Origin of the sequence: Nocardiopsis sp. RV163 (genome assembly GCF_001029525.1) — a bacterium.
GTDB classification, from domain to species: Bacteria; Actinomycetota; Actinomycetes; order Streptosporangiales; family Streptosporangiaceae; genus Nocardiopsis; species Nocardiopsis dassonvillei.
In genome coordinates this window covers 13,698-38,387 of the sequence record NZ_LEKI01000038.1, presented here as the reverse complement: position 1 = coordinate 38,387, position 24,690 = coordinate 13,698, and the positions used below count along the sequence as shown (strand labels likewise).

At 73.7% G+C, this 24,690-nt stretch carries 21 protein-coding genes and 1 pseudogene; 15 read left to right on the top strand and 7 right to left on the bottom strand.

Translation table 11 applies throughout. The features are described 5' to 3' along the window. The first annotated feature begins 21 nt into the window (after window positions 1-21). The 5 genes from ABD54_RS09760 to ABD54_RS09740 all read left to right on the top strand — a co-directional run bounded on the left by ABD54_RS09760 (window position 22) and on the right by ABD54_RS09740 (window position 3,833). The gene (locus ABD54_RS09760; protein WP_200904075.1) at window positions 22-1,404 is read left to right on the top strand and encodes a class II 3-deoxy-7-phosphoheptulonate synthase; all 1,383 of its coding nucleotides are present in this window, start codon (window positions 22-24) and stop codon (window positions 1,402-1,404) included. After that, the gene (gene aroH, locus ABD54_RS09755) at window positions 1,401-1,772 is read left to right on the top strand and encodes a chorismate mutase (protein WP_047869121.1); all 372 of its coding nucleotides are present in this window, start codon (window positions 1,401-1,403) and stop codon (window positions 1,770-1,772) included. The genes ABD54_RS09760 and aroH overlap by 4 nt, the downstream gene beginning before the upstream one ends. After that, window positions 1,769-2,878 carry a prephenate dehydrogenase gene (locus tag ABD54_RS09750; RefSeq protein WP_053063567.1) on the top strand — a complete coding sequence of 370 codons (1,110 nt, stop codon included), beginning with the start codon at window positions 1,769-1,771 and terminating at the stop codon, window positions 2,876-2,878. The genes aroH and ABD54_RS09750 overlap by 4 nt, the downstream gene beginning before the upstream one ends. Before the next feature lie 149 nt (window positions 2,879-3,027). Beyond that, window positions 3,028-3,357, top strand: coding sequence for a helix-turn-helix transcriptional regulator (locus ABD54_RS09745; RefSeq protein WP_047869120.1), 330 nt, complete (start codon window positions 3,028-3,030; stop codon window positions 3,355-3,357). Then, complete coding sequence (locus ABD54_RS09740; RefSeq protein WP_047869119.1) at window positions 3,354-3,833, top strand: SRPBCC family protein; 480 nt, start codon at window positions 3,354-3,356, stop codon at window positions 3,831-3,833. Before ABD54_RS09745 ends, ABD54_RS09740 begins: the two co-directional genes overlap by 4 nt. 77 nt (window positions 3,834-3,910) lie before the next feature. Here the strand turns inward: ABD54_RS09740 and ABD54_RS09735 are convergent, their stop codons facing one another. After that, complete coding sequence (locus ABD54_RS09735; RefSeq protein WP_047869118.1) at window positions 3,911-4,735, bottom strand: universal stress protein; 825 nt, start codon at window positions 4,733-4,735, stop codon at window positions 3,911-3,913. Between the two features lie 45 nt (window positions 4,736-4,780). Between ABD54_RS09735 and ABD54_RS09730 the strand changes: the two genes are divergently transcribed. Beyond that, entirely contained in the window at window positions 4,781-6,253 is a 1,473-nt protein-coding gene (locus ABD54_RS09730; RefSeq protein WP_047869117.1) for a potassium/proton antiporter, read from the top strand. A gap of 129 nt (window positions 6,254-6,382) precedes the next feature. Here the strand turns inward: ABD54_RS09730 and ABD54_RS29365 are convergent, their stop codons facing one another. The 3 genes from ABD54_RS29365 to aztA form a co-directional block, all read right to left on the bottom strand. Then, window positions 6,383-6,511 (bottom strand): hypothetical protein, encoded by a 129-nt coding sequence (locus tag ABD54_RS29365; RefSeq protein ID WP_268778178.1) that lies wholly within the window; start codon window positions 6,509-6,511, stop codon window positions 6,383-6,385. An 83-nt stretch (window positions 6,512-6,594) separates the two neighbouring features. Continuing rightward, window positions 6,595-7,962, bottom strand: a complete 1,368-nt coding sequence (locus tag ABD54_RS09725) for an OFA family MFS transporter (RefSeq protein ID WP_047869116.1) — start codon at window positions 7,960-7,962, stop codon at window positions 6,595-6,597. Between the two features lie 486 nt (window positions 7,963-8,448). Then, the gene (gene aztA / locus ABD54_RS09720; protein ID WP_047869115.1) at window positions 8,449-9,138 is read right to left on the bottom strand and encodes a zinc ABC transporter ATP-binding protein AztA; all 690 of its coding nucleotides are present in this window, start codon (window positions 9,136-9,138) and stop codon (window positions 8,449-8,451) included. Between the two features lie 63 nt (window positions 9,139-9,201). Here aztA and aztB point away from each other — a divergent pair. From aztB to aztD, 4 genes and pseudogenes are all read left to right on the top strand, one after another. Beyond that, window positions 9,202-10,023 (top strand): annotated as a pseudogene (gene aztB, locus ABD54_RS27155) (zinc ABC transporter permease AztB); the annotation flags it as partial. 4 nt (window positions 10,024-10,027) lie between these two features. Next, a complete protein-coding gene (locus ABD54_RS09710; RefSeq protein WP_047869113.1) occupies window positions 10,028-11,182 on the top strand; it encodes a hypothetical protein in 1,155 nt (384 codons plus the stop codon). Further along, window positions 11,176-12,141, top strand: a complete 966-nt coding sequence (gene aztC, locus ABD54_RS09705) for a zinc ABC transporter substrate-binding protein AztC (protein ID WP_047869112.1) — start codon at window positions 11,176-11,178, stop codon at window positions 12,139-12,141. The genes ABD54_RS09710 and aztC overlap by 7 nt, the downstream gene beginning before the upstream one ends. Window positions 12,142-12,220: 79 nt before the next feature. Continuing rightward, a complete protein-coding gene (aztD, locus tag ABD54_RS09700) occupies window positions 12,221-13,423 on the top strand; it encodes a zinc metallochaperone AztD (protein WP_047869111.1) in 1,203 nt (400 codons plus the stop codon). A gap of 126 nt (window positions 13,424-13,549) precedes the next feature. On the opposite strand, the gene manD is transcribed toward aztD, so the two are convergent. After that, window positions 13,550-14,764 carry a D-mannonate dehydratase ManD gene (gene manD / locus ABD54_RS09695; RefSeq protein WP_047869110.1) on the bottom strand — a complete coding sequence of 405 codons (1,215 nt, stop codon included), beginning with the start codon at window positions 14,762-14,764 and terminating at the stop codon, window positions 13,550-13,552. Window positions 14,765-15,154: 390 nt separating this feature from the next. Between manD and ABD54_RS09690 the strand changes: the two genes are divergently transcribed. Together ABD54_RS09690 and ABD54_RS09685 are read left to right on the top strand one after the other, a co-directional pair. Further along, window positions 15,155-16,198 carry a LacI family DNA-binding transcriptional regulator gene (locus tag ABD54_RS09690; RefSeq protein WP_047869109.1) on the top strand — a complete coding sequence of 348 codons (1,044 nt, stop codon included), beginning with the start codon at window positions 15,155-15,157 and terminating at the stop codon, window positions 16,196-16,198. A gap of 436 nt (window positions 16,199-16,634) precedes the next feature. Continuing rightward, window positions 16,635-18,239, top strand: a complete 1,605-nt coding sequence (locus ABD54_RS09685) for a glycoside hydrolase family 10 protein (RefSeq protein WP_047869108.1) — start codon at window positions 16,635-16,637, stop codon at window positions 18,237-18,239. A gap of 20 nt (window positions 18,240-18,259) precedes the next feature. Here ABD54_RS09685 and ABD54_RS09680 read toward each other — a convergent pair whose 3' ends face one another. Both ABD54_RS09680 and ABD54_RS09675 read right to left on the bottom strand, forming a co-directional pair. Continuing rightward, complete coding sequence (locus tag ABD54_RS09680; protein ID WP_047869107.1) at window positions 18,260-18,832, bottom strand: suppressor of fused domain protein; 573 nt, start codon at window positions 18,830-18,832, stop codon at window positions 18,260-18,262. 87 nt (window positions 18,833-18,919) lie between these two features. Then, entirely contained in the window at window positions 18,920-19,402 is a 483-nt protein-coding gene (locus tag ABD54_RS09675) for a hypothetical protein (protein WP_152692028.1), read from the bottom strand. A gap of 288 nt (window positions 19,403-19,690) precedes the next feature. Here ABD54_RS09675 and ABD54_RS09670 point away from each other — a divergent pair, with 288 nt between their 5' ends. The 3 genes from ABD54_RS09670 to ABD54_RS09660 all read left to right on the top strand — a co-directional run bounded on the left by ABD54_RS09670 (window position 19,691) and on the right by ABD54_RS09660 (window position 24,275). Next, window positions 19,691-19,912, top strand: a complete 222-nt coding sequence (locus tag ABD54_RS09670; RefSeq protein ID WP_047869105.1) for a DUF2945 domain-containing protein — start codon at window positions 19,691-19,693, stop codon at window positions 19,910-19,912. A 5-nt stretch (window positions 19,913-19,917) separates the two neighbouring features. Next, entirely contained in the window at window positions 19,918-20,505 is a 588-nt protein-coding gene (locus tag ABD54_RS09665; RefSeq protein ID WP_047869104.1) for a DUF488 family protein, read from the top strand. 389 nt (window positions 20,506-20,894) lie between these two features. Then, window positions 20,895-24,275 carry a pyruvate carboxylase gene (locus ABD54_RS09660; RefSeq protein WP_047869103.1) on the top strand — a complete coding sequence of 1,127 codons (3,381 nt, stop codon included), beginning with the start codon at window positions 20,895-20,897 and terminating at the stop codon, window positions 24,273-24,275. The last annotated feature ends 415 nt before the right edge of the window (window positions 24,276-24,690 follow it).

Sequence of the window (24,690 nt, the reverse complement as noted above, 5' to 3'; positions counted from 1 at the left end):
CCCCCCACCCCCTTGTGAGGCATGGCCACCATGAACCCCGAGCAGAGCACGACCACCGTGGACGACTGGCGTTCCCTACCCGCCGAACAGCAGCCCGACTGGCCCGACCCCCAAGCCCTCGCCGACGCGCTCACCGACCTGGCCTCATACCCGCCACTGGTCTTCGCGGGCGAGTGCGACCAGCTCAGGGCCCGTCTGGGCGCCGTGGCGCGCGGCGAGGAGTTCCTCCTCCAGGGAGGGGACTGCGCCGAGGCCCTCGACGGCGTCTCCGCCGACCAGATCAGGAACAAGCTCAAGACGCTCTTCCAGATGGGCGCCGTGCTCACCTACGCGGGCTCCGTCCCCGTGGTGAAGGTGGGCCGCATCGCCGGGCAGTACGGCAAGCCGCGTTCCAGCCCCACCGAGACCCGTGACGGGGTGAGCCTGCCCTCCTACCGCGGCGACGCCGTCAACGGACGCGCGTTCACCGCCGAGGACAGGCGCCCCGACCCCGAGCGGCTCAAGCGCACCTACCACGCCTCCGCGGCGACCCTGAACCTGGTGCGCGCCTTCACCACCGGCGGCTACGCCGACCTGTCCCAGGTGCACGCCTGGAACCGCGACTTCGTGCGCGACTCCCCCGCCGGACGGCGCTACGAGCACCTGGCCCGCGAGATCGACAACGCGCTGGCGTTCATGCGGGCGTGCGGGGTCACCGACGCCGAGGCCGTGCGCACGACCGAGTTCTACTCGTCCCACGAGGCCCTGCTGCTGGACTACGAGGCGGCGCTGACCCGTGTGGACTCGCGTACCGGCGGACTCTACGCGGTGTCCGGGCACATGGTCTGGATCGGCGAGCGCACACGGCGGCTGGACGGGGCGCACGTGGAGTTCGCCTCGCGCATACGCAACCCGGTCGGGGTCAAGCTCGGCCCCGGCGCCGAACCGGACGAGGTGCTGGCGCTGGTGGACAGGCTCGATCCCGAACGCGAGCCCGGACGGCTGACCCTCATCACGAGGATGGGCGCAGGACGCGTCCGCGACCGGCTGCCCGCGCTGGTGGAGAAGGTCACGGCGTCCGGCGCGCGGGTCGCGTGGGTGTGCGACCCCATGCACGGCAACACCTTCACCGCCGGCAGCGGGCACAAGACCCGGCGCTTCGACGACGTCCTGGACGAGGTGCGGGGCTTCTTCGAGGTCCACCAGGCCCTGGGCACCCACCCCGGCGGCATCCACGTGGAGCTGACCGGCGACGACGTGACCGAGTGCGTGGGCGGCGGGAGCCGCATCGGCGTGGACGACCTGCGGCGCCGGTACGAGACCGCCTGCGACCCGCGCCTGAACCGCAGCCAGTCCCTGGACCTGGCCTTCCTGGTCGCCGAGGTCCTGGGAGAGGGCCGCCGGGCCGGGGAGGCGCTCCGATGAACGTGTGCGCGGTACGCGGAGCGGTGCAACTGGACCGCGACGAGAGGGAGCACCTGCTCGCCGGGGTCCGCGAGCTGCTCACCAAGGTCCTGGACGCCAACGGCATCGGCGGCGAGGACCTGGTGAGCATCCTGTTCACCTCCACCTCGGACCTGGTGAGCGCCTTCCCTGCGGAGGCGGCGCGCGAGCTGGGACTGCTGGACGTGCCCCTGATGTGCGCGCGGGAGCTGGACGTGTCCGGGGCGTTGCCCCGGACGGTGCGCCTGATGGTGCACGCGCGCAGCGGCCTGGCCCGCGCGGACGTCCAGCACGTCTACCTGGGCGGAGCCGCGTGCCTGCGCGAGGACCTGGAGGGCGGTGCGCCGTGATCCGCACCATGGCGGTGGTCGGCACGGGGCTCATCGGAACGTCCGTGGCGCTGGCCGCGGGACGGCACGGGGTCGCCGTCCACCTGATGGACCGGGACCCCGCCGCGGCCCGCACCGCCGCAGCGCTGGGCGCCGGAACGGTAGGCGCCCCGGCAGAGGCGGCGGACCTGGCCGTGATCGCGGTGCCGCCCAGCATGGTCGGCGCCGTCCTGGCAGAGCAGCAGTTGCGCGGTCTGGCCCGGGCCTACACGGACGTGGCCAGCGTTAAGTCCGCGCCCGGCCGGGACGTGCTGAGCGCCATCGCGGACCCGGCGGCGTTCATCGGCGGCCACCCCCTGGCCGGACGGGAGCGGGCGGGTCCCCTGGCTGCCCGCTCCGACCTGTTCGAGGGCCGTACCTGGGTACTCACACCGACGGCGGCCACCGCGCGGCCGGTGCTCAACCGGGCGCTGGAGATGATCTGCCTGTGCGGCGCGGTCCCGGTGATGATGGACAGCCAGGCCCACGACGACGTGGTGGCGCTGACCTCGCACGCACCGCACGTGGTGGCGAGTCTGATGGCGGCGCGGTTGCGCGGCGGGGCCGAGGAGGCCTTCCGCCTGGCCGGGCAGGGGCTACGCGACACCACCCGCGTCGCGGGCGGCGACCCCCGGCTGTGGACCGACATCCTGCGCGCCAACTCCGGTCCGCTGGTCGGGGTGCTGCGCGACCTGCACGAGGACCTGTCACTGGTGCTGGCCTCCCTGGACGCGCTCTCCCGCTCCGGTCCGGGGCAGGGCGCACGGGAGTCGGACCGGGTGCGCGACCTGCTGGACCGGGGCTCCCAGGGTCTGGGGCTGCTCCGGGAACAGCCGCCGGGCGGGGCTCGTCTGCGGGTGGCGGTGGAGGAGGCCCCCGGCGAGCTGGCACGGCTGCTGGCGGTGCTGGACGAGTCCGGCGTCACCGCCGACGACGTGTCCGCCTCCTGGGGCCACGACACCCTGACGGCGGAGTTCGCGGCGCCGGCCACCACCGCCGGGCCGCTGCTGAGGCGGCTGGGGGCGGAGGGCTGGACGGCCGGGTACGCGGATCTGGCGACGGACTCCGGGGTCGGCGCCCTGCGCTGAGGGCGCCCCGCAAGGGCGGACCCGCCCGCTCACCGGAGACCGCACCTCCGGGGAGCGGGCGGCGGCCCCGGGCGTCCGCCGCCACGCGGAACACGCATCTCACCTTTTATGTCTTGAAGGTTATATAACCGAGTAGGCATACTCAGTGTATGCCCGATCTGTTCGCCGTCCTGGCCGAGCCCAGCAGGCGCCGCATCCTGGACGCGCTGCGCCGCAGCGGGGGCCTGCTCGTCAAGGACCTGGTCGCCGGGCTGGAGATGAGCCAGCCCAACGTCTCCAAGCACCTGCGCGTGCTGCGCACCGCCGGGCTGGTCTCCGAGACCGCCGAGCGTCAGGGGCGGCGCTACCGCCTGCGGGCCGAGGCGCTGCGCGACCTGGACGACTGGCTGAGCCCCTACCGGGCGTTCTGGACGGAGCGGCTGGACGGACTGGGCGAGTACCTGGACTCCACACACCCGCAGGAGGGGCGGCAACCATGAGCACCGAGGTCCGCGTCGGGACGAGCACGTCCGGCGCTCCCGTACTGCGATTCACCCGACGCTACCCGCACCCGCTGCCGACGGTCTGGGCCGCGCTGACCACCGACGAGGCGCTCAGCCGGTGGTTCCCCTGCCGGGTGGCGATCGACGCGCGCGAGGGCGGCGCGCTCACGCTCACCTTCCCCGGAGAGGAACCGGAGACCGCGCCGATCACCGAGTTCGCGCCACCGCACGTCCTGGCCTTCCACTGGGGCGGCGAGGACCTTCGCTGGACCCTGGAGGAGGACGGCGGCGGGTGCGTGCTGCGCCTGTCCAACACCGTCGCCGACCCGGCGTGGACGGCCAACACCGCGGCCGGATGGGACGTGTGCCTGCGCACGCTCGCCGCCGCGCTGGACGGACGCGCGGAACCGGCGCAGGCCGGTCCCGACGAGGCGCTCATCGCGCACTACCGCCAGACCCTGGCCGCCGACTGACGCACCGGTCGCGCGGGGACGCCGGAGCCCGCGCCGCGCGGGCGGCGTTCCCGGTCAGCGCGTCGGGGAGCGCGGCCTCAGGACGAGCGCGTGAGGAGGACGGGGCGGGGGCTGGCCGCGAGGATCCGCGAACTGACGCTGCCCAGGACGAGCTTGGGGAGCCCCACTCGGGCGCGGCTGGCGAGCACAGCCAGGGCGCCGGGGCGGCGGTGGAGCAGCCCGGTGACGCCGCCCGCGGGGTCGGCACCGGTCAGCGCGGTCGTGCGCACCGCCAGTCCCTCGGCCTCCAGCCTCCGCGCGGCCCCCGACAGCCGCGCCTCGGCCGCCGCCGTTCCGCCGGGCGGGGCCACGTGCACCAGTTCCACCTCCAGTCCGAGCTGGCGGGCCCACCCCCGTCCCAGGGCGAGGGCGTCGGCGTCGCGGGGACCGCCGTCCAGGCACACGAGGGCGCGGCCGTCGGCCCCGCCTCCCCCGTCACGCAGGTACCCGGGACCTATCATGAGCACCGGGGCGTCGGCTTGGCGCAGCACGTGTCCGGTGACGCTGCCCGCCACCAGGCGTGAGAACCGGTCGCGGTCGTGGGTGGCCATGCACACGACCGTTCCGGGCTGCTCGGCGACCGCGTCGACGATCACGTCCCCCGGCCAGCCGGAGCCGACCATGGAGACCTCGACGCGGTCGTAGTCCAGGCCCGCCGCGACGGCGTCGACGTCCTCGACCCAGGCGCGGTTCACGCGGTCGCGCACGGTCAGCAGTTCCAGGGGGACCCGCAGGACGCGGGCGGCGCGCAGCGCCGGGCCGAGGGCGGCCGCCGCACCGGCGGTGCCGTCCAGGGGCACCAGGAACCGGGTGATGGCGCGGGCGGGGGCCCGTGCGGTGCCGTCCTCACCACCGGCGGCCATCGGCACTCCCCCTCCACCGCGTCCCAGAGCCGACGACGGGGGACGATGACAGTACACCTGCCCGCCGACGGGTGGATCCTGACTGCCGGACTCCTGCTGGTGGCGGCGATCCTGGCCTCGGGCTTCGCCAACCGCGTCCGGCTGCCCGGCCTGCTGCTGTTCCTGGCGCTGGGCATGCTCATCGCCGACGACGGGCTCGGGCTGATCCGGCTGGACAACCCCGAGGTCGCCCAGATCGGAGGATCCGTCGGGCTGATCCTCATCCTCTTCGAGGGCGGCCTGACAACCAAGCCCGGAGACCTGAGGCGCGCCGCAGCCCCCGGGTTCGCGCTGGCCACCGCGGCCGTGGCGGGCACGGCGCTGATCGTGGCGGCAGGCACGTACCTGCTGCTGGACGTGCGCCCCCTGACCGCCCTGCTCATCGGCGCGGTCGTGGCCTCCACCGACGCCGCAGCGGTGTTCGCCATGCTACGAAGGGCCCCGCTGCCCCGCAAGGTCGCGTCCCTGCTGGAGGTGGAGTCCGGCGCCAACGACCCGATCGCCGTCCTGCTCACCATCGGCCTCATCGCCACCTGGCAGGACACGCCGTCCCCGGCCGAGTGGGCGCTGTTCGCCCTCATGCAGCTGGTCGGGGGCCTGGTCGTGGGCGCCTCGGCGGGACTGGCCGGAAGCTGGCTGCTGACCCGCGTCAACCTGGGACCGGCGGGGGTCTACCCGGTGCTGGCGCTGGGCGTGGCCGGGGTCTCCTACGGCGCCGCGGCGCTGGCGGGCGCCTCGGGCTTCCTGGCGGTCTACGTCACGGGGCTGGTCGTGGGCGCCCGCGCGCCCCTGCACCGGCGGGGCATCCGGACCTTCCACGAGGGCCTGTCCAGCACCGCCGAGGTGGGGCTGTTCCTGCTGCTGGGGATGCTGGTCTTCCCCTCCGACCTGCCGGAGGTGGCGCTCCCGGGGCTGGCCGTCAGCGCGGTCCTGGTGCTGGCGGCCCGTCCGGCGACGGTGGCGCTGTGCCTGGTGTGGTTCGGCTACACGTGGCGGGAGATCGTCTTCGTGAGCTGGGTGGGGCTGCGCGGCGCCGTGCCGATCGTGCTGGCCACGTTCCCGTTCGTGGCCGGGTATCCCGACGGCGCGCTGATCTTCGACATCGTCTTCTTCGTCGTGCTGGTCTCCGCGGCGGTGCAGGGCACCAGCATCCGCGCCGCCGCGGGCCTGCTGGGGCTGACCCGGGGCGGGCACTCGCTCGAACCCGTGGTGGCGGACGTGCCCATCAGCGACCTGGGCACCGAGCTGATCGAGGTGCGCGCGGCGCCGGGGCTGTACATCGTGGGCAGGCTGCTCGGGGAGCTGGAACCGCCGCACGGCCTGGTCACCACGATCGTGCGGGGCAAGCGGGCGCTGGTGCCCTCCGCGCACACCCGGGTCCGTGAGAACGACCTGCTCATCGTGGCCATGCCGCGCCGCCCCGACGCCCAGAGGCTGGTCACCGCCTGGGCCAAGGGCGAGAGCCGGGGCGGGGCCTGACGCGGGCGGGACGCCGACGCCCGGGGGGACGCGTGCGAAACGTCGGCTGCCCACGGGCTCCCCCGGGAGGGAGCTGTGGGCGGCCGACGCGGCGGCGTCCCGCCCGGCGGGCTCGGACGGAGCCGCCCCTCAGGAGGCGAAGAGAGCCGCGGCGTCCACCGCGGTCTGCGCCACCCCGTAGGCCAGGGCGGCGAGCACGATGACCCACAGCAGGATCGCGGTGACGGTGGAGGCGTTGGTGCTCCGGTTGCCTGACATGTGTGGCCCTTCCTCGGTGACCGGTGAGGCGTGTGTTGGGTTGCGGCGGCGGCACCCGTCGCGGCCCCGCCCAGGTTTCGGGCTCAGCTGCGCCCTGCGACGCGTTCCCGGTCGCGCTGGTGGACCCGCTCGGGCAGCGGCCGGACCAGCGTGTTCGCGAGGAAGCCCACGGCCATGACGCCGACCATGACGTAGAGGGAGAGCCCGTAGAGCTCGGCCCCGTCGTGTCCGGCGGCCAACTGCGCGTCGGCGATGACGTTGACGATCATCGGTCCGGCGACCCCGGCCAGCGACCAGGCGGTGAGGAGCCTGCCGTGGATGGCGCCCACGTTGAAGGTGCCGAACAGGTCCTTCAGGTAGGCGGGCACCGTGGAGAAGCCGCCGCCGTAGAAGGACAGGATGACGCCGGTCAGCGCCACGAACAGCACGATCGAGCTGGTTCCGGCGATGGCGATCAGCAGGTAGAGGAGCCCGCCCAGGCCGAGGTAACCGATGTAGACGCGCTTGCGGCCGATCGCGTCGGAGGCCGAGGACCACACGAGCCGCCCGAGCATGTTGCACAGGGAGAGGAAGCCGACGTAGCCCGCCGCCTCGGCCGGGCCGACCCCGGTGAAGAACTCCTGCACCATGGGCGAGGCCTGCTCCAGGATTCCGATGCCGGCGGTGACGTTGCAGAAGAGCACGGTCCACAGGAGCCAGAACTGCGGGGTGCGCACGGCGGTCTCCACCGACACCCCCTCCAGGGCGGGGGACGCGACGGCGGAGGCGTCCCCGGGCTCCTCGGCCGCGGCTGCGCGGGGCCGCCAGCCCCGCGGCGGGACGCGCGCGGTGAAGGCGCCCAGCATCATGATCACGAAGTAGACAGCGCCCAGGGTGAGGAACGCGGGGGCGACGGCGTCCGCGGGGGTGTCGGCGTAGCGCCGCAGGAGTTCGGAGGACAGCGGCGAGGCGATGAGCGCGCCGCCGCCGAAGCCCATGATCGCGATGCCCGTGGCCAGACCGGGGCGGTCGGGGAACCACTTGATGAGGGTGGAGACCGGCGAGATGTAGCCGATGCCCAGGCCGAGACCGCCGAGGACGCCGTAGCCGAGGTAGACCAGCCAGAGCTGTCCGGTCGCCACGCCGAGCGCGGCTACCGCGAACCCGCCGGACCAGAACAGGCCGGAGGCGAACATCGCCTTGCGCGGGCCGTTGCGCTCCACCCACTTGCCGCCGAACGCGGCCGACAGGCCGAGCATGACGATGGCGGTGCTGAAGATGATCCCGATCGCGGTCAGCGAGGTGTCGAACCGCTCGACCAGCGGGTTGCGGAAGACGCTGAACGCGTACACCTGGCCGATGGACAGGTGTACCGCCAGGGCCGCGGGCGGGATGAGCCACCGGCTGTAGCCGGGTGGCGCGATGCTCCTCTCGTAGTCGAGGAACGAGGTCAGGGGACTGGTGCGCGTCATGGATCCCGCTTCGTGTTCTGCTTGTCGCGGTGGGTGCGCCGACGCCGGGGCCGCTCCTGCCGGTCCGGGATCCTCCCGGGGTTGCCGGGAACCGGGCTGGGCGGGGTGTTCCACCCTGTCGAGAGCAGTCCCATCACGGAGAGTGATCACGCGAATGTCGAACGTCTGCGCCGGAAGCGAACTTATGTGATGAAGGCGTCATGATCAAGCCCTCAGTGGCCGCAAACCGGCCAAACACCCCATTTCTCTCGACACCTCCGCGCCACCGGGACCACGGCGACGGCCGCGGCGGCGAAGAGCGCGCTCACCGCGAAGACGAAGGGCGGACCCCGGGGGGTGTCGGCTTCCCCTCCCCGGTGAACGAGGAGGATTCCGACCACCCCTTGGCCGGGAGCGCCCGGTTCGACCCCGCCTTCCGACGCACATCGACGCCCGGCGCGCGGGTGGCGCCTTCGGCCGAGGCGGTCATGGCCTCGGCCTTGAGTCTCAACGGAATCCGGCGCTCCGCGCCCCCTCCCAGGCCCGCGCGGCCTCCTCCGGCGGCCCCGAGGCAGCGATCCGCCCGCCCGCGAGCACCAGGCAGTGGTCGGCGTCGAAGGCCTCGTCGGGGGAGTGGGTGGCGTGCACGACGGTGACCCCGTCGGCGCGGGCCCGCTCCAGGACGCGGCGCACGTACTCGCGCGCACGGTGGTCCAGCCCGGCCGAGGGCTCGTCCAGCAGCAGCAGGTCCGCCTCCTGCGCCAGACCCTGGGCGATGAGCACCCGCTGACGCTGACCGCCCGACAACTCCCCCAGGCGGCGGTCGGCCAGGTCGGCGACGTCCAGGCGCTCCAGGCACTCCGCGACCACGGCGCGGTCGCGCCGGGTCAGCGGCCGCCAGAACCCCCGGTGGGCCCACCGCCCCATCGCGACGGCCCCGCGCACGGTGACCGGCAGGGCGTCGGGGACGGCGCTGCGCTGGACCACGAAGGCGGGGCGGCCCGGACGCGGGGCCCGGACCCCGCCCCGGCGGACCGCGACCGTGCCCGCCATGAGGCCGAGCAGTGTGGACTTGCCCGACCCGTTGGGCCCCACGAGCGCCGTGACCGCGCCCTCAGGGACCGCCGCGTCGACGCCCCGCAGGACGTCCTCGCGCCCGTATCCGGCGTACACGCCGTCCAGTTCCAGACGGTTCATCCCGTTCCTCACGCTCACCCCGATGTGCAAATGACAATGGTTATCGTTATACAGTGTCCCACTATGGAAGCTCTGTTCGACCCGTTCGGGGTCGTGTTCGTGCAGCGTGCGCTGTGGGGAGGCATCCTGGTCTCCCTCATCTGCGCCGTAGCCGGGACCTGGGTGGTGCTGCGCGGCATGGCCTTCCTCGGCGACGCGATGTCGCACGGGATGCTGCCCGGGGTGGCCCTGGCGTCCCTGCTGGGCCAGAACCTCATGCTGGGCGCGGCCCTGGCAGCCGGGGCGATGGCCGCGGGCGTCACCGCGCTGGGCCGCTCGTCCCGGCTGTCCCAGGACACGAGCATCGGGCTGCTCTTCGTCGGGATGCTCTCACTCGGCGTGATCCTGGTCTCGCACTCGTCCTCCTTCGCGGTCGACCTCACGGGCTTCCTGTTCGGGGACGTCCTGGCGGTGCGCGAACAGGACCTGGTCCACCTGGGCCTGGCGCTGGCCGCTGCCCTGGTCGTCGCCGTCGCGGGGCACCGGGCGTTCCTCGCCCTGGCCTTCGACCCGCGCAAGGCCGCCACCCTGGGGCTGGCACCCCGGGCCGCCCACGGCGTCCTGCTCGGCCTGGTCACCCTGGCCGTGGTCGCCTCGTTCCACGTGGTCGGCACGCTGCTGGTGTTCGGGCTGCTCATCGCGCCTCCGGCGGCCGCGGCCCTGTGGGCGCGCAGCGTGCCCGCGATCATGCTCGGCGCGGCCGTGCTGGGCAGCGCCGCGACCTTCCTCGGACTGCTCGCCTCCTGGCACTGGGAGACGGCTGCCGGGGCCACGATCGCCGCGACGGCCACCGCGTTCTTCTTCGCCTCCGCGCTCGCGGCGGCCGTGCGCTCCCGCGGGCGCGGCCGGGCTGTCCGCCCTCGTCCTGCTGACCGGCTGCGGCGCCGCGCGGGACGGCGCGGAGCAGCTGGAGGAGGAGGTCCCGCACGGCTACGTCGAGGGCGCGGAGGAGGCGGCCGAGCCCCAGTCCCGCCTCGTGGTCGCCGACCCCGGCAGCGGAGACGTCCGGGTGCTCGACCTGATCACCGAGGAGACGACGGAACTCGACCCCGTGGAGGGCCTCGACGGCATCGCCGGGGACGGCCGCTTCGCGTACCTGTACTCATCCGACCACCGGATGACCACCGTGGTGGACAGCGGCGCGTGGACCGTCGACCACGGGGACCACAAGCACTACTACCGGACCGGCGTCGGGCTGGCGGGCGCGGTGGAGGGCCTGGCCGCGGGCCGGGTCGCCTCCGACACGGCCCTGACCGCGCTGACCGCCACGGACGGCGCCGCCGTGCTCGACCGGGCCGCTCTGGAGGAGGGGTCGGTCGAGGAGGCCGCGGCCCCGCCCGACGGCGCCTCGGTGGTCCTGCCCTTCGCCGAACACCTCCTGGTGGCCGGGGGCGGCTCCGGGGGCGCGGTCGAGGTGCTCGACCGGGACGGCTCCCCCGTCGCCACGCTCGACGCCGCCTGCACAGACCCCCTCGGCCAGGCCCTCACCCGGCGCGGCGCGGTCATCGGCTGCGCCGAGGGCGCCCTGCACGTCACCGATGAGGACGGGGAGCTCTCCGGCGAGATCGTCGCCTACCCCGAGGGCTCGGAGGAGCGGGTCGAGGAGTTCGGGCACCGCCCCGGTTCGGCGACCCTGGCCTCGGTCTCGACCGGCGGCGACCTGTGGGTCCTGGACCTGGCCGAACCGGGGTGGACCGCGCTGGAGCTGGAGGGCGCCGTGACCGCGACGGCCGTCGGCGAGGGCGCCCCCGTCCTCGCGCTGACCGGCGACGGGACCCTGCACTCCCTGGACCCGGCCTCGGGTGGGGAACTGGCCTCCGCCGACCTGCTCGACGGCACCGACACCGCGCACGCCCCCGTCATCCGCGCGGACACCAGCCGCGCCTACGTCAACGACACCGGGCGCGGAGTGGTGCACGAGATCGACTACAACGACGACCTGCGCGTGGCGCGCACCCTCGACCCGGGCATCGCGCCGCACCTCATGGTCGAGACGGGATGGTGACCGCCGTGACGACTCCTAAGGCGCTCACGCGCGCCGCGACCGCCGCCGCCCTGGCCGGGGCCGCCCTCATCGGCACTGCCTCCTGCTCCACTTCGGAGAGCGGGGGCGAGGGGATCGTGGTGACCACCAACATCCTGGGCGACCTCACGCGGGAGGTCGTGGGCGGGGAGGCCGAGGTCACCGTCCTGATGAAGCCCAACGCCGACCCGCACTCCTTCGGCGTCTCCGCGCGCGAGGCCGCGCTCGTGGAGAACGCGGCGCTCGTGGTCTGCAACGGGCTCGGCCTGGAGGAGGGCGTGCTGCGCAACGTCGCCGCCGCCGAGGAGGCCGGGATACCCGCCCTGGAGGTCGGCGCACAGGTCGACCCCCTGGACTTCTCCCCCGGCGGGGACGCCGCGGACAACGAGGACGGGGGCGAGCCCGACCCGCACTTCTGGACCGATCCGCGGCGGGTCGTCCGGGCCGTCGAGCTGATCGCCGAACACGTGGTCGCCGAGGTGGACGGCGTGGACGCCGAGGCCGTGCGCGCCAACGCCGAGGCCTACACCGCACAGCTGGAGGAGCTGGACGCGTGGATGGCCGAGGAGTTCGCCGCGATCCCGGAGGAGGACCGAAACCTGGTGACCAACCACCACGTGTTCGGCTACCTCGCCGAACGCTACGGGTTCGAGGTCGTGGGCGCCGTGATCCCCAGCGGCACGACCCTGGCCTCGCCCAGCAGCTCCGACCTCAAGTCCCTGGCCGACGCCGTGAGCGCGGCGGGTGTCGAGGCCGTCTTCGCCGACTCCTCCCAGCCCGACCGCCTGGCCACGGCCATGGCGGAGGAGGCGGGCGTGCACATCGAGGTCGTCCCCCTCTTCTCCGAGTCGCTGAGCGAGGAGGGCGGGGGCGCGGCCACCTACCTGGAGATGATGCGCTCCAACACCGAGGCCATCGCCACCGGACTGCGTGGCGAGTGACCGGGCCACAGCCCCGGCACGACCGCGGCGGCCCCTCCCCCCGACCGCAGCGGACCCTTCCACCCCGAAAGAGAGAAACGTGAGCACCCCGACGAACGACGCGACGACGCGGTTCCCGGCACGGGCGGCGCTGCCCGTGCTGCTGTCCGCAGGCCTGCTGCTGACCGCCTGCGGCACCGGAGAGGACACCGGCCAGGAGGAGGGCGGCGAGGAGCAGTCCGCCGCGCGGACCGTGGTGGAGAACCCGGTCGTCACCACCTACGACGGCGGCCTGTACGTCCTGGACGGCCAGACGCTGGAGGTCGTCCAGGACATCGCCCTGGAGGGGTTCAACCGGATCAACCCGGCGGGCGACGACCGGCACGTGCTGGTCTCCACCTCGGAGGGCTTCCAGGTCCTGGACGCGGCCGGCGCGGAGCTGACCGACACCCTCTTCCCCGCCGACACCCCCGGGCACGTCGTCCGGCACGCGGGCAGGACCGTCCTGTTCGCCGACGGCAGCGGCGAGATCACCGCCTTCGACACCGACTCCCTCGGCGACGGTCTGCCCGAGACCGATGTGAGCAGCGCGGAGGAGGCCCACCACGGCGTGGCCGTGGAGCTGGCCAGCGGCGAGACGCTGCTGACCCTGGGCGACGAGGAGGAGCGGGTCGGCGCCGTCGTCCTGGACGCCTCCGGCGAGGAGGTCGCCCGAAGCGAGGAGTGCCCGGGCGTGCACGGCGAGACCACGGCAGAGGGCGAGGCCGTCGTCATCGGTTGCGAGGACGGCGTCCTGGTCTACCAGGACGGCGAGTTCACCAAGGTGGACAGCCCCGACGGGTACGGGCGCATCGGCAACCAGGCCGGGAGCGAGGAGTCGCCGATCGTGCTGGGCGACTACAAGACCGACCCCGACGCCGAACTGGAGCGCCCCGAGCGGGTCGCGCTCGTGGACACCGCCGCCGGGGAACTGACCCTGGTCGACCTGCCCTCCAGCTACACCTTCCGCTCCCTGGGCCGCGGCCCCGAGGGGGAGGCCCTGGTCCTGGGAACCGACGGCAGCCTGCACGTGATCGACCCCGAGTCGGGCGAGGTCGTGGACGGCATCGAGGTCATGGACGAGTGGCGGGAGCCGCTGGAGTGGCAGCAGCCCCGTCCGGCCCTGTTCGTGCGCGGCGCCACCGCCTACGTGAGCGACCCCGCCGCGAAGCAGGTCCACGCACTGGACCTGGAGTCCGGTGAGGTCACCGCCTCGGTGACCCTGGACGCCGAGCCCAACGAGCTCAGCGGCGTGGCGTCCTAGCCGCCTCCTCCGGAGCGGGCGGGCGCGCGTCCCCCGCGCGCCCGCCCCGGTGTGCGGCCCGGTGCCGGAACGCTCCGGTCGGGCAGAGCGCACCGCGGGCCGGGTGAGGCGCGGCGCCTCCGCGCCTCACCAGTCGTGCATCGAGCCGTCGAGCCTGCGGTTGACCGGCAGGTACCGGGCCTCGTAGGGGTAGCGGGCCGCGGCCTCCTCGTCGATCTCCACCCCCAGCCCCGGGGCGTCGCCCGGGTGCATGTAGCCGTCCGCGAAGGTGTAGGAGGTCCGGAACACCTCGCTGGCGGGCTCCAGGTGCCCCATGTACTCCTGGATGCCGAAGTTGGGCACTGTCAGGTCCAGGTGCAGGGCCGCGGCGAACGACACCGGCGACAGGTCGCCCGCGCCGTGCGAGCCGGTGCGCACCCCGTACAGGTCGGCCAGGTCGAAGATCCGGCGCAGGTGCGTGATGCCCCCGCTGTGCGAGACCGACATGCGGATGTAGTCGATGAGCCGCTCGGTGATCAGGTGCTGGCAGTCCCAGATCGTGTTGAATACCTCTCCCACCGCCAGCGGGGTCGTGGTGTGCTGGCGGATCGTGCGGAACGCCTCCTGGTCCTCGGCCGGGGTGGGGTCCTCGATCCAGAACATGCGGTAGGGCTCCAGCGACCTGCCCAACTGCGCGGCCTCCAGCGGGGAGAGCCGGTGGTGCACGTCGTGCAGCAGGTGGAAGCCGTAGCCGAACCTCTCCCGGACCGCCTTCATCATCTCGGGCGCGAAGTCCAGGTAGGCGGGAGTGTGCCAGACGTTGTCGGTGGGCACCGCCGCGTCGGCGGGCTCGTAGGTGTGGCCGGTGCCGGGGTGGTGCAGCCCGTAGGTGCTCTCCAGGCCCGGGACGGCGGCCTGGACGCGCACCGCCCGGTACCCCTGGTCCAGGAAGCCGCCGACCGAGTCCAGGAGGTCGTCCACGGACCGGCCGCTGGCGTGTCCGTAGACCATGACCCCGTCGCGCGCGGCACCGCCGATCAGGCGGTGGACGGGCTTGCCGACCTGCTTGCCGAGGATGTCCCACAGGGCGCAGTCCACGGCGGCGATCGCGGTCATGGTGACGGGGCCGCGCCGCCAGTAGGCGCCGCGGTACAGGTACTGCCAGACGTCGTTGATACGGCCGGAGTCGCGGCCCACGAGCAGCGGGCAGACGTGGTCGCGCAGGTAGGAGGCGACGGAGAGTTCGCGGCCGTTCAGGGTGGCGTCGCCGAGGCCGGTGGTCCCGTCCTCGGTGGTGATCTTGAGGGTGACGTAGTTGCGTCCCGGGCACGTCACGATGACGTCGGCGGAGGTGATCCTCATGGGTGCTTCCTCGTGGATGGGGGTGTACCGCGGTACCCGGCGTAACCGGTCCGCGGAGGCGGCCGGACGGTGGCGCGCCCCCGCGGCCCGGGGCCATGGTGAGCCCGGCGGAGTCGCGCCGCGCTTTCGCCGACTCCCCGCGCTGTGCCTGACGTCGTAGGTATATCGTTTTCGCATGCGGCTGTCGAGACCTGGATAAACCGCTTTCGATGAGGTATGGTCCGCCGAAACGTTCGGGTTCATCGTTTTCCCGAGGGCTCTCCGGTGCGCTCCGGGAGGCCCCCACACACACCCACTGGCAGCCTGTCCGCGCCCCGGGCCCGCCACAACGAAGGGAGCGGCACTGGTGCGCGAGCAGACCCCCGGCGCCCCGTCCGGCCGGAGGACGCCATGACGGCCGTCCGCGGATCCACCGGCCGCCCCACGATCTCCGACGTCGCCGCGCTGGCGGGGGTGTCGGTCTCGGCCGTGTCGAAGGTGGTCAACAACAAGGGCCGTATCGCCGAACCCACCCGGCGGCGGGTCCTGGACGCGGTGGACAAGCTCCAGTGGTCGCCCTCGGCCGCGGCCGTGGCGCTGCGCGGGGCGCGCACCCGGGCCATCGGCATGGTCTCGCGCCGCTCCCCCGACCTGCTGTCCTACGACCCGCACTTCGGTGTGCTGATCTCGGGCATCGAGCGCGAACTCGCCCCATTGGACTACGGCCTGCTGCTGCACATCGTGGGCGAGGAGGAGGACGCCGAACGGCGCGCCTACCGCCGTCTGGCCGAGGAGCGCCGGGTGGACGGCGTCATCCTCACCGAGAGCCTGGTCCGCGACCCCCGGTTCGATCTGCTGAGGCGGCTCGGGCTCCCCTCGGTGCTGATCGGCATGCCCTGGCGCGACGACCCGGTCGCCTCGGTGCTCGCCCCCGACCAGGAGCGGGGTCTGGTCGAGGCGGTCCGGCACCTTGCCTCGCTGGGGCACCGGCGGGTGGCCTACGTGTGCGGTCCCGAGGACCGCGTGCACACCGGGTTCCGCCGCCGGATCGTGGAGGAGCAGGTGCGGCGGCACGGGCTGTCCGCCGTCGTGCTGACGGTCCCCGACTTCACCACCGAGGGGGCGGCCGCGGCCACCGACGAGGCGCTGTCGGCGGCGGAGCGTCCCACCGCGATCCTGTTCGCCAACGACATGATGGCGATCGCCGGGATCAGCGCCGCGCGCAGGCGGGGGCTGGAGGTGCCCCGGGACCTGTCCGTCGTCGGCCACGACGGCCTGCCCCTGGGCGCGCTCGTGCAGCCGCGCCTGACCACGGTCGGCCACGACCTGGTGGGGCTCGGACGGGCAGCCGCGCTGACGCTCGTGGCCGCGCTGGACGGTACCCCGGCCGACGTGCCCGCGATCGCCCCTCCCGGGCTCGTGGTGCGCGAGTCCACGGCGCCGCCCGGGGCATGAACCGCTCGACCCGCGCCGGGGCGGACGCTCCCGGACGGGAACGCGACGTTCCAGCCCCGGACAGGCCTGGTCACTAGTGTCTCCTGCCGTGGAACCCAGGCATGGGCGGCATGTCGAGCTTCGCGGTGACCCGGGGCCCCGAGGCCCAGGAGCGGTTCACCGGGCGGTCGGGGCCGTGGTCGCCCTCGTGTCCGTGCTCCTGCCGGCGGGCGCGCTCGCCCCCGCCTGAGGCGTGTGCCGCCTGGGATGGCGGGCGGTTGCTTTTCCCGGGCAGATGAGATTCAAACCACTGAACCCGTTCACTTTTTCCAAAACGTTACTTCTTCGCCTACTCTGATGCCCGACGTGACTCAAACGGATGTCAACGCAGCTCAGAGGAGTTTCCTTGACCCCTGAACGACGAGCCGGCCTCTCACCGCGCTGGCGCTCCCGGTGGGTGGCCGCGGCCGCCGCGTCGGGGCTCATGATCTCCGGATACGCCATCGTCGGCGCCGCCCACTCCCCTTCCGGTTCCTTCCCCGGCCCCGGCTCGGCCGGATGCGAGGCCGCCCAGGGCAAGCGGCAGATGCGCGGGGCGTGGCTGACCACGGTCGGCAACATCGACTGGCCCTCCGAACCGGGCCTGCCCGCCGAGGACCAGAAGACGGAGATGGACCAGCGCCTGGACGAGGCGGTGGACCTCGGCCTGAACACCGTGTTCCTGCACGTGCGGCCCACCGCCGACGCGGTCTACGAGTCGGACCTGGAGCCGTGGTCGAAGTACCTCACCGGCGAGCAGGGCGGCGACCCCGGCTACGACCCCCTGGAGTACGCGGTGGCCGGGGCGCACGAGCGCGGCCTGGAGCTGCACGCCTGGTTCAACCCCTACCGGGTCGGCATGGACTCAGACATCGAGGAGCTGGCCGGGGACCACCCGGTCAGGGAGCACCCCGACTGGCTGGTTCGCTACGGCGGCGAGGGCTTCCTCGACCCCGGCAGGCCCGAGGTCCAGGAGTGGGTGACCCGCGTGATCGTGGACGTGGTGGAGCGCTACGACATCGACGGCGTGCACTTCGACGACTTCTTCTACCCCTACCCCAAGGACGGCGAGGAGTTCGACGACGACCGGACGTGGGAGGAGCACGGCGACGGCTTCGAGGACCGCGAGGACTGGCGGCGCGACAACGTCAACGAGTTCGTCAGCGGCGTGCACGAGCGCGTCGAGGAGGCCAAGCCCCGGGTGCGCTTCGGCGTCTCCCCGTTCGGCATCTGGCGCAACGCCGAGAACGACCCCGCCGGGTCCGACACCTCGGGCCTGGAGTCCTACGGGGCCCAGCACGCCGACACCCGCGCCTGGATCCGGGAGGGGATGGTCGACTACGTCGTCCCGCAGCTGTACTGGGAGCGGGGCTTCGACGCCGCCGACTACGAGGAGCTGCTGCCGTGGTGGGCCGAGCAGGTCGAGGGCACGGACGTGGACCTGTACATCGGCCAGGGCGCGTACCGGGTCGGTGACCGCGACTGGACCGACGAGGACGCGCTGAGCCGCCAACTGGACTACTCCTCCGGCCACCCCGAGGTCGACGGCGACGTCTACTTCTCCTTCAAGTCCCTGACGGGCGTGGCCGAGGAGGCCTACGCGCACCTGGCCGACGAGCACTACGGCGCCCCCGCCCTGCCGCCCCTGGCCGGAGGGGACCGCGGGGGCGAGTCCCTGGCCGGTCCGGTGGACGACGTTACCGCCGAGGTCGCGGACGAGCACACCTCGGTGGAGTGGGAGCGGGTGGAGGAGGCGCGCTTCTACGCCGTCTACCGTCTGGACGCGCAGGAGGCGGCGCGGGCGGCCTCGGGCGACCCGGAGGAGTACTGCGACGTGCTCTCGTCCGACAACCTCGTGGGCCTGACCGGCGGGACCTCGCTGGAGGACTCCGGCCACACCGCCGAGGACGCCGCGGAGGCCGAGGCGGGGGGCGGGGAGTCCGGTTCCGCGTACGTGGTCACCGCGCTGGACGACTACCGCGTGGAGGGCCCGGTCGGCGGGATCGCCGACCCGCGCGGCTGACCCCGGCGGGCGGGGGCGGCTCACACCAGCGGGGCCCGGTCTGCGTCCAGCACGTTGACGCCCTCCGCTTCCAGGACCTCCTCGAAGGCGTCGAGCGACTCGGCCGCGACGAAGGCGGCCTCGCTCCGGTGGACGGGGAGCAGCCACAGGAACCTCGCTCCCCCGGCCTCTGCGGGTGCCCGCTCCAGCGCGGGCCCGTAGGGGTAGGGCAGGCTCACCAGCAGGTGGTCCATGCGCGAGCCCCGCGTCCACGGACGGCCCACGTCGATCACCGAGCCGACGCCCAGCCTGTACTCCTCGAAGGAGTGCAGGTGGCTGACCATGGCCAGGGTCTCGGCGTGCTCCCGCTCCGCGGTCGGCGACACGAGGAAGAACTCTGTACCGCCCTCCGCCTCGTGGACGGACGAGCCGACAGTCACGTAGGTCCAGCCCTCGCCCGCGTTCCGGGGCGCCACCCGGTAGGTGGCGAAGTCCGGGACCCGGTCGAGGATGGGCCCCTCCTCCCAGGTGGCGGGCTCCACGACGTGGCCCTGCCAGAACTCCCGGACGTGGCGTTCGAGCGCGCCGATCCGCGCGTCCTCACCGGTCGTCAACGAACCCGGCCCCTCGCTGTGCTTCCGGCCGCCTGGAGGCCCGACCCTCCCGGGGCGCCCGATATACGGACATCTGGAACGGACAGACTACGGCGTCCCGGCTCCCTGGCGGGCGTCGGCGGCCTGCGCCCGCTCCCTCGCGTCCCGGCCGGAGCGGTTGGGCAGAGCCGAGTAGACGGCCGTCACGCTGAACAGCATCCCGGAAGCGAAGTACATGACGTAGACCACCCATACCAGGGGCACGAGGAGGTACAGGACCGTGGCCCCGAGGAGCAGCGGCACCACCGCCAGCAGCAGCGACCACCCCACCCGGTTGCCGCCGCGCGTGTCGGCCATGTACTCGCCCGCCGCGCACAGCGGTACGACCAGGGCCAGGAGGTGGAAGGGCGCGTAGACGAACCCGGAGCCCATGGTCAGCACCATGGTCCCGTAGTGCAGGCGCGGGAAGACCGTCCCCCACGCCATCAGCAGGGCCACCAGGACCGCGAAGTGGACCACGAGCGCGATCAGCCACCGCGTCGCCCACAGGGTCGTCCTCAGCCACGGGGGTACTCGTACCGTGTCGCGCAACGGTGGTCCGCCTCTCTCTGCGGAGCGCGGGGCCCGGCCGTCGCGGCGGCGGGCGCCCGGACGGCCGGAAGCGGTGCGGACGCGCCACCGACCCCGTATGACGGGAACACTAGCCCGGGGTTTCCCTGGGTCCGGTCCGGGGTCCGGCCGGAAGACCACGCCGCGGAGCGCGCGCCGACGCCGACGGGCGCCGGGGGCCCGCCCGCATACCCCGGGGCCGCCCGGGGTAGGCGAGGGCCCGTCCCGTCAGGTGCCGTTGCGCCACGGCCGGGGGAGAGGGTGCACGCGATGACACGCCGTTTCGACGTGGGTGACCATGTGAGCTGGAACTCCGAGGCCGGACGGGTGTCCGGCACGATCACGAGGGTCCACACCGGCGACTTCGAGTTCAGGGGCCGTACGCGCCGCGCCTCCGAGGAGGAGCCGCAGTACGAGATCAGGAGCGACAGGACCGACCACGTCGCAGCGCACAAGGACGGGGCCCTGACCCGGATATCCGGCGAGAGCTGACCGCGATGGCGCCGCCGTTCCTCACCGTCGGCCACTCCGACCGCACGTTCGAGGAGTTCGCCGCACTGCTGCGCGAAAACGACGTGCAAGTGGTGGTCGACGTACGCAGACTGCCCGGTTCGCGCCGGAACCCGCAGTTCGACGAGGACACCCTTTCCGGGGCCCTGCGGAATGTCGGCGTACTCTACTCGCGCGTCGCGGAACTCGGTGGACGGCGTCCGGCCGCCAAGGGCGTGGACCCCGGGGTCAACGGGTTCTGGCGCAACCGCAGCTTCCACAACTACGCCGACTACGCGCTTTCCGCCGGGTTCGGATCGGGGCTCACCCGGTTGCGCGAGGCGGGCGCGGACCACCGCGCCGCCGTGATGTGCTCGGAGGCGGTCTGGTGGCGGTGCCACCGGCGCGTCATCGCCGACCACCTGCTCGCCCGCGGCCACGAGGTCCTCCACATCACGGCCGCCCACCGCGTGGACGCCGCCCGGCTCACGCCGGGGGCCGTCGTGCACGCCGACCGCACCGTCACCTACCCGGCGCGGTCCCCGGACGCGAACGACGGCGGGGACGCCCCGGAGGACGGGGCGCCCCGGGTCTGACGCGAGCCCGCCCCCGGGCTGGGCGCACCGTGCCCGGGGCCGCCGGCGCACGCGGACCGGCCGCACCGGCGGGCGGTCGGGAGCGGGCGCGCGGGGGCCGCGTCCACTCGTCCGGGCGGGTACCCGAGTTCGTCGTCCCTCCGTTCCCACGCGCCACGCGAACAGCCCGAAACACCCGCCGGGGCCCGTCGCGCCCCCGCACCGCGCGACACGCCGACGTCCGGAAAAGCCCGCCGGAAGGGGTACTCGGCGCGAAGGACGGCCCCGGTGGGCCCCGCCGAACCCTCCTCTGGCTAACGTACGGGTGTTCCACCCGGCCGCGGGCCCCCGGCGACGATGCCGGTTCTTGCGCCCCGGCAACACGCCTGACCGACCAGGAGGAGTGCGCCATGTTCCGCAAAGTGCTCGTGGCCAACCGGGGCGAGATCGCCATCCGCGCGCTGCGCGCCGGTTACGAGTTGGGCGCCCGCACCGTCGCCGTCTTCCCCCACGAGGACCGCGGCTCCCTGCACCGGCTCAAGGCCGACGAGGCCTACCAGATCGGCGAACCCGGCCACCCGGTACGCGCCTACCTGTCCGTGGACGAGATCGTGGGCGCCGCCCGCAGGGCCGGGGCCGACGCCGTCTACCCCGGCTACGGCTTCCTGTCGGAGAACCCGGAGCTGGCCCGCGCGTGCGAGCGCGCCGGGATCACCTTCGTGGGCCCGCCCGCCGACGTGCTGGAACTGACCGGCAACAAGGCCAGCGCCGTGGCCGCCGCCCGGGAGGCGGGCGTGCCCGTCCTGGAGTCCAGCGAGCCCTCCGACGACGTGGAGGCCCTGGTGGCCGCCGCGGAGCGGATCGGCTTCCCGCTCTTCGTCAAGGCCGTGGCCGGAGGGGGCGGGCGGGGCATGCGCCGCGTCCAGGAGCCCGAGAGGCTGCGCGAGGCGGTGGAGGCGGCCATGCGCGAGGCCTCCGCCGCCTTCGGCGACGCCACCGTGTTCCTTGAGCGCGCCGTGGTCGACCCCCGCCACATCGAGGTGCAGATCCTCGCCGACGGCGAGGGCGGCGTCGTGCACCTCTACGAGCGCGACTGCTCACTCCAGCGGCGCCACCAGAAGGTCATCGAACTGGCCCCCGCACCCAACCTCGACCCGGACCTGCGCGACCGCATCTGCGCGGACGCGGTGCGCTTCGCCCGCAGGATCGGCTACCGCAACGCGGGCACGGTCGAGTTCCTGGTCGGCGCGGACGGCAGCCACGTCTTCATCGAGATGAACCCGCGCATCCAGGTCGAGCACACGGTGACCGAGGAGATCACCGACGTGGACCTGGTGCAGTCCCAACTGCGGATCGCCTCCGGCGAGACCCTGTCCGACCTGGGCATCTCCCAGGAGGGCGTCTACGTGCGCGGCGCGGCGCTCCAATGCCGCATCACCACCGAGGACCCCGCCAACGGCTTCCGCCCCGACACCGGGACCATCAGCGCCTACCGCTCCCCCGGCGGCTCGGGCATCCGCCTGGACGGCGGCACCTCCGCGGCGGGCACCGAGATCAGCCCGCACTTCGACTCGCTGCTGGTCAAGCTCACCTGCCGGGGGCGCGACCTGGCCACCGCGGTCAGCCGGGCGCGCCGGGCCGTGGCCGAGTTCCGCATCCGCAGCATCGCCACCAACATCCCCTTCCTCCAGGCAGTGCTGGACGACCCCGACTTCCAGGCGGGGCGGATCACCACATCCTTCATCGAGGAGCGCCCGCACCTGCTGACCGCGCGGCCCTCCGCAGACCGCGGCACGCGACTGCTCACCTACCTGGCCGACGTCACGGTGAACAAGCCGCACGGGGAGCGCCCCCAGATGGTGGACCCCGCCACCAAGCTGCCGCCGCTGCCCGAGCCCGCCGGGCCGCCGCCCCCGGGTTCGCGCCAGCGCCTGGCCGAGCTGGGCCCGGAGGGGTTCGCGCGGTGGCTGCGCGAGTCGCCCAACCTGGGCGTCACCGACACCACCTTCCGCGACGCCCACCAGTCGCTGCTGGCCACGCGGGTGCGCACCCGCGACCTGCTGGCCGCGGCTCCCGCGGTCGCGCACACCCTGCCCGAGCTGCTGTCCCTGGAGTGCTGGGGCGGCGCCACCTACGACGTGGCGCTGCGCTTCCTGGCCGAGGACCCCTGGGAGCGGCTGGCGGCGCTGCGCGAGGCGGTGCCCAACATCTGCCTCCAGATGCTGCTGCGCGGGCGCAACACCGTGGGCTACACCCCCTACCCCACCGAGGTGACCGACGCGTTCGTGCGCGAGGCCGCCGAGACGGGCGTGGACGTCTTCCGGATCTTCGACGCGCTCAACGACGTCGAGCAGATGCGCCCGGCCATCGAGGCCGTGCGCGCGACCGGGACCTCGGTGGCCGAGGTGGCGCTGTGCTACACCTCGGACCTGTCCGACCCCGGCGAGAAGCTCTACACGCTGGACTACTACCTCAAGCTCGCCGAGCGGATCGTGGAGGCGGGCGCGCACGTGCTCGCGATCAAGGACATGGCCGGCCTGCTGCGCGCTCCGGCCGCGGCGAAGCTGGTCACGGCGCTGCGCAGCGAGTTCGACCTGCCGGTGCACGTGCACACCCACGACACCCCGGGCGGGCAGCTGGCCACCTACCTGGCGGCGGTCAACGCCGGGGCGGACGCCGTGGACGGCGCGGTGGCGTCGATGGCGGGCACCACCTCGCAGCCGTCGCTGTCGGCGATCGTGGCCGCCTTCGACCACTCCGAGCACGCCACGGGCCTGAGCCTGGACGCCGTGAACGAGCTGGAGCCGTACTGGGAGTCGGTGCGCCGGGTCTACGCGCCCTTCGAGGCCGGGCTGTCCTCCCCCACCGGCCGGGTGTACCACCACGAGATCCCGGGCGGGCAGCTCTCCAACCTGCGCACGCAGGCGGTCGCGCTGGGGCTGGGCGAGCACTTCGAGGAGGTCGAGGCGATGTACGGCGCCGCCGACCGGATGCTCGGGCACCTGGTGAAGGTCACCCCCTCCTCCAAGGTCGTGGGCGACCTGGCGCTGCACCTGGTCGGCGCCGGGGTCTCCCCGGCCGCCTTCGAGGCCGACCCCGGGCGCTTCGACGTCCCGGACTCGGTGGTGGGGTTCCTGCGCGGTGAGCTGGGCGTCCCGCCCGGCGGGTGGCCCGAGCCCTTCCGCACGCGGGCGCTCCAGGGGCGTTCCGAGGCGCGGCCCGCCCAGGAGCTGAGCGAGCAGGACCGCGCGGGGCTGGCCGGGGACCGGCGGGCCACGCTCAACCGGCTGCTCTTCCCCGGCCCGACGCGGGAGTTCGAGGAGCACCGGGCGGCCTACGGCGACACCAGCGTGCTCTCCAGCGCGGACTTCTTCTACGGCCTGCGCGCGGGCGAGGAGTACGCGGTGGACCTGTCTCCGGGCGTGCGGCTGCTCATCCAACTGGAGGCGGTGGGCGAGGCCGACGAGCGCGGCGTGCGCACGGTGATGGCGACGCTCAACGACCAACTGCGCCCGCTCCAGATCCGCGACCGGGCCCTGGCCTCACAGGTGCGGACCGCCGAGAAGGCGGACCGCAACGACCCAGGGCAGGTCGCGGCGCCCTTCGCGGGCGCGGTGACCCTGACTGTCGCCGAGGGCGACGCGGTGGAGGCCGGTGCGACGGTGGCCACCATCGAGGCGATGAAGATGGAGGCCGCGATCACCGCGCCCGTGCCGGGGACGGTCACGCGGGTGGCGATCGACCGGGTGCAGAAGGTGGAGGGCGGCGACCTGCTGGTCTGCCTGGCCTGATCCCGGCACCGGGACGGCGGGGCGGCCGTTCGTCCGGGCCCGGCGGGCACCTGCGGGTGTCCGCCGGGCCCTGTGCCGTCCTAGGGCCCTGCCGGGCTCCGGCCGGAAGGAGGTCCCCGAAGCCCCCGGAACGCGCCTCGCGGCCCCGGCATCCGGCGGGCCGGGCGGTCCCTACGCGCCCGGCCGAGGCCGCGTGCCGGTCAACTGGACGCGGACGGGACCGTGAAGGACCCGCGAGCCGTGGGACGGGCCCCATGGGCCGGTGCCGGTGCAGCTCGCCGCCGCCCCGGTCGGGAAGGGGCTCTGCTCGAAGGCGGCGAGGACGTCGTCCTCCGCCAGGGCGCTCCGGAGCCGGTGCCCCGCGCGAAGCCGGGCGTGTCGGTCTCCCGTCGGCGAAAACGCGCTTCCAGACGTC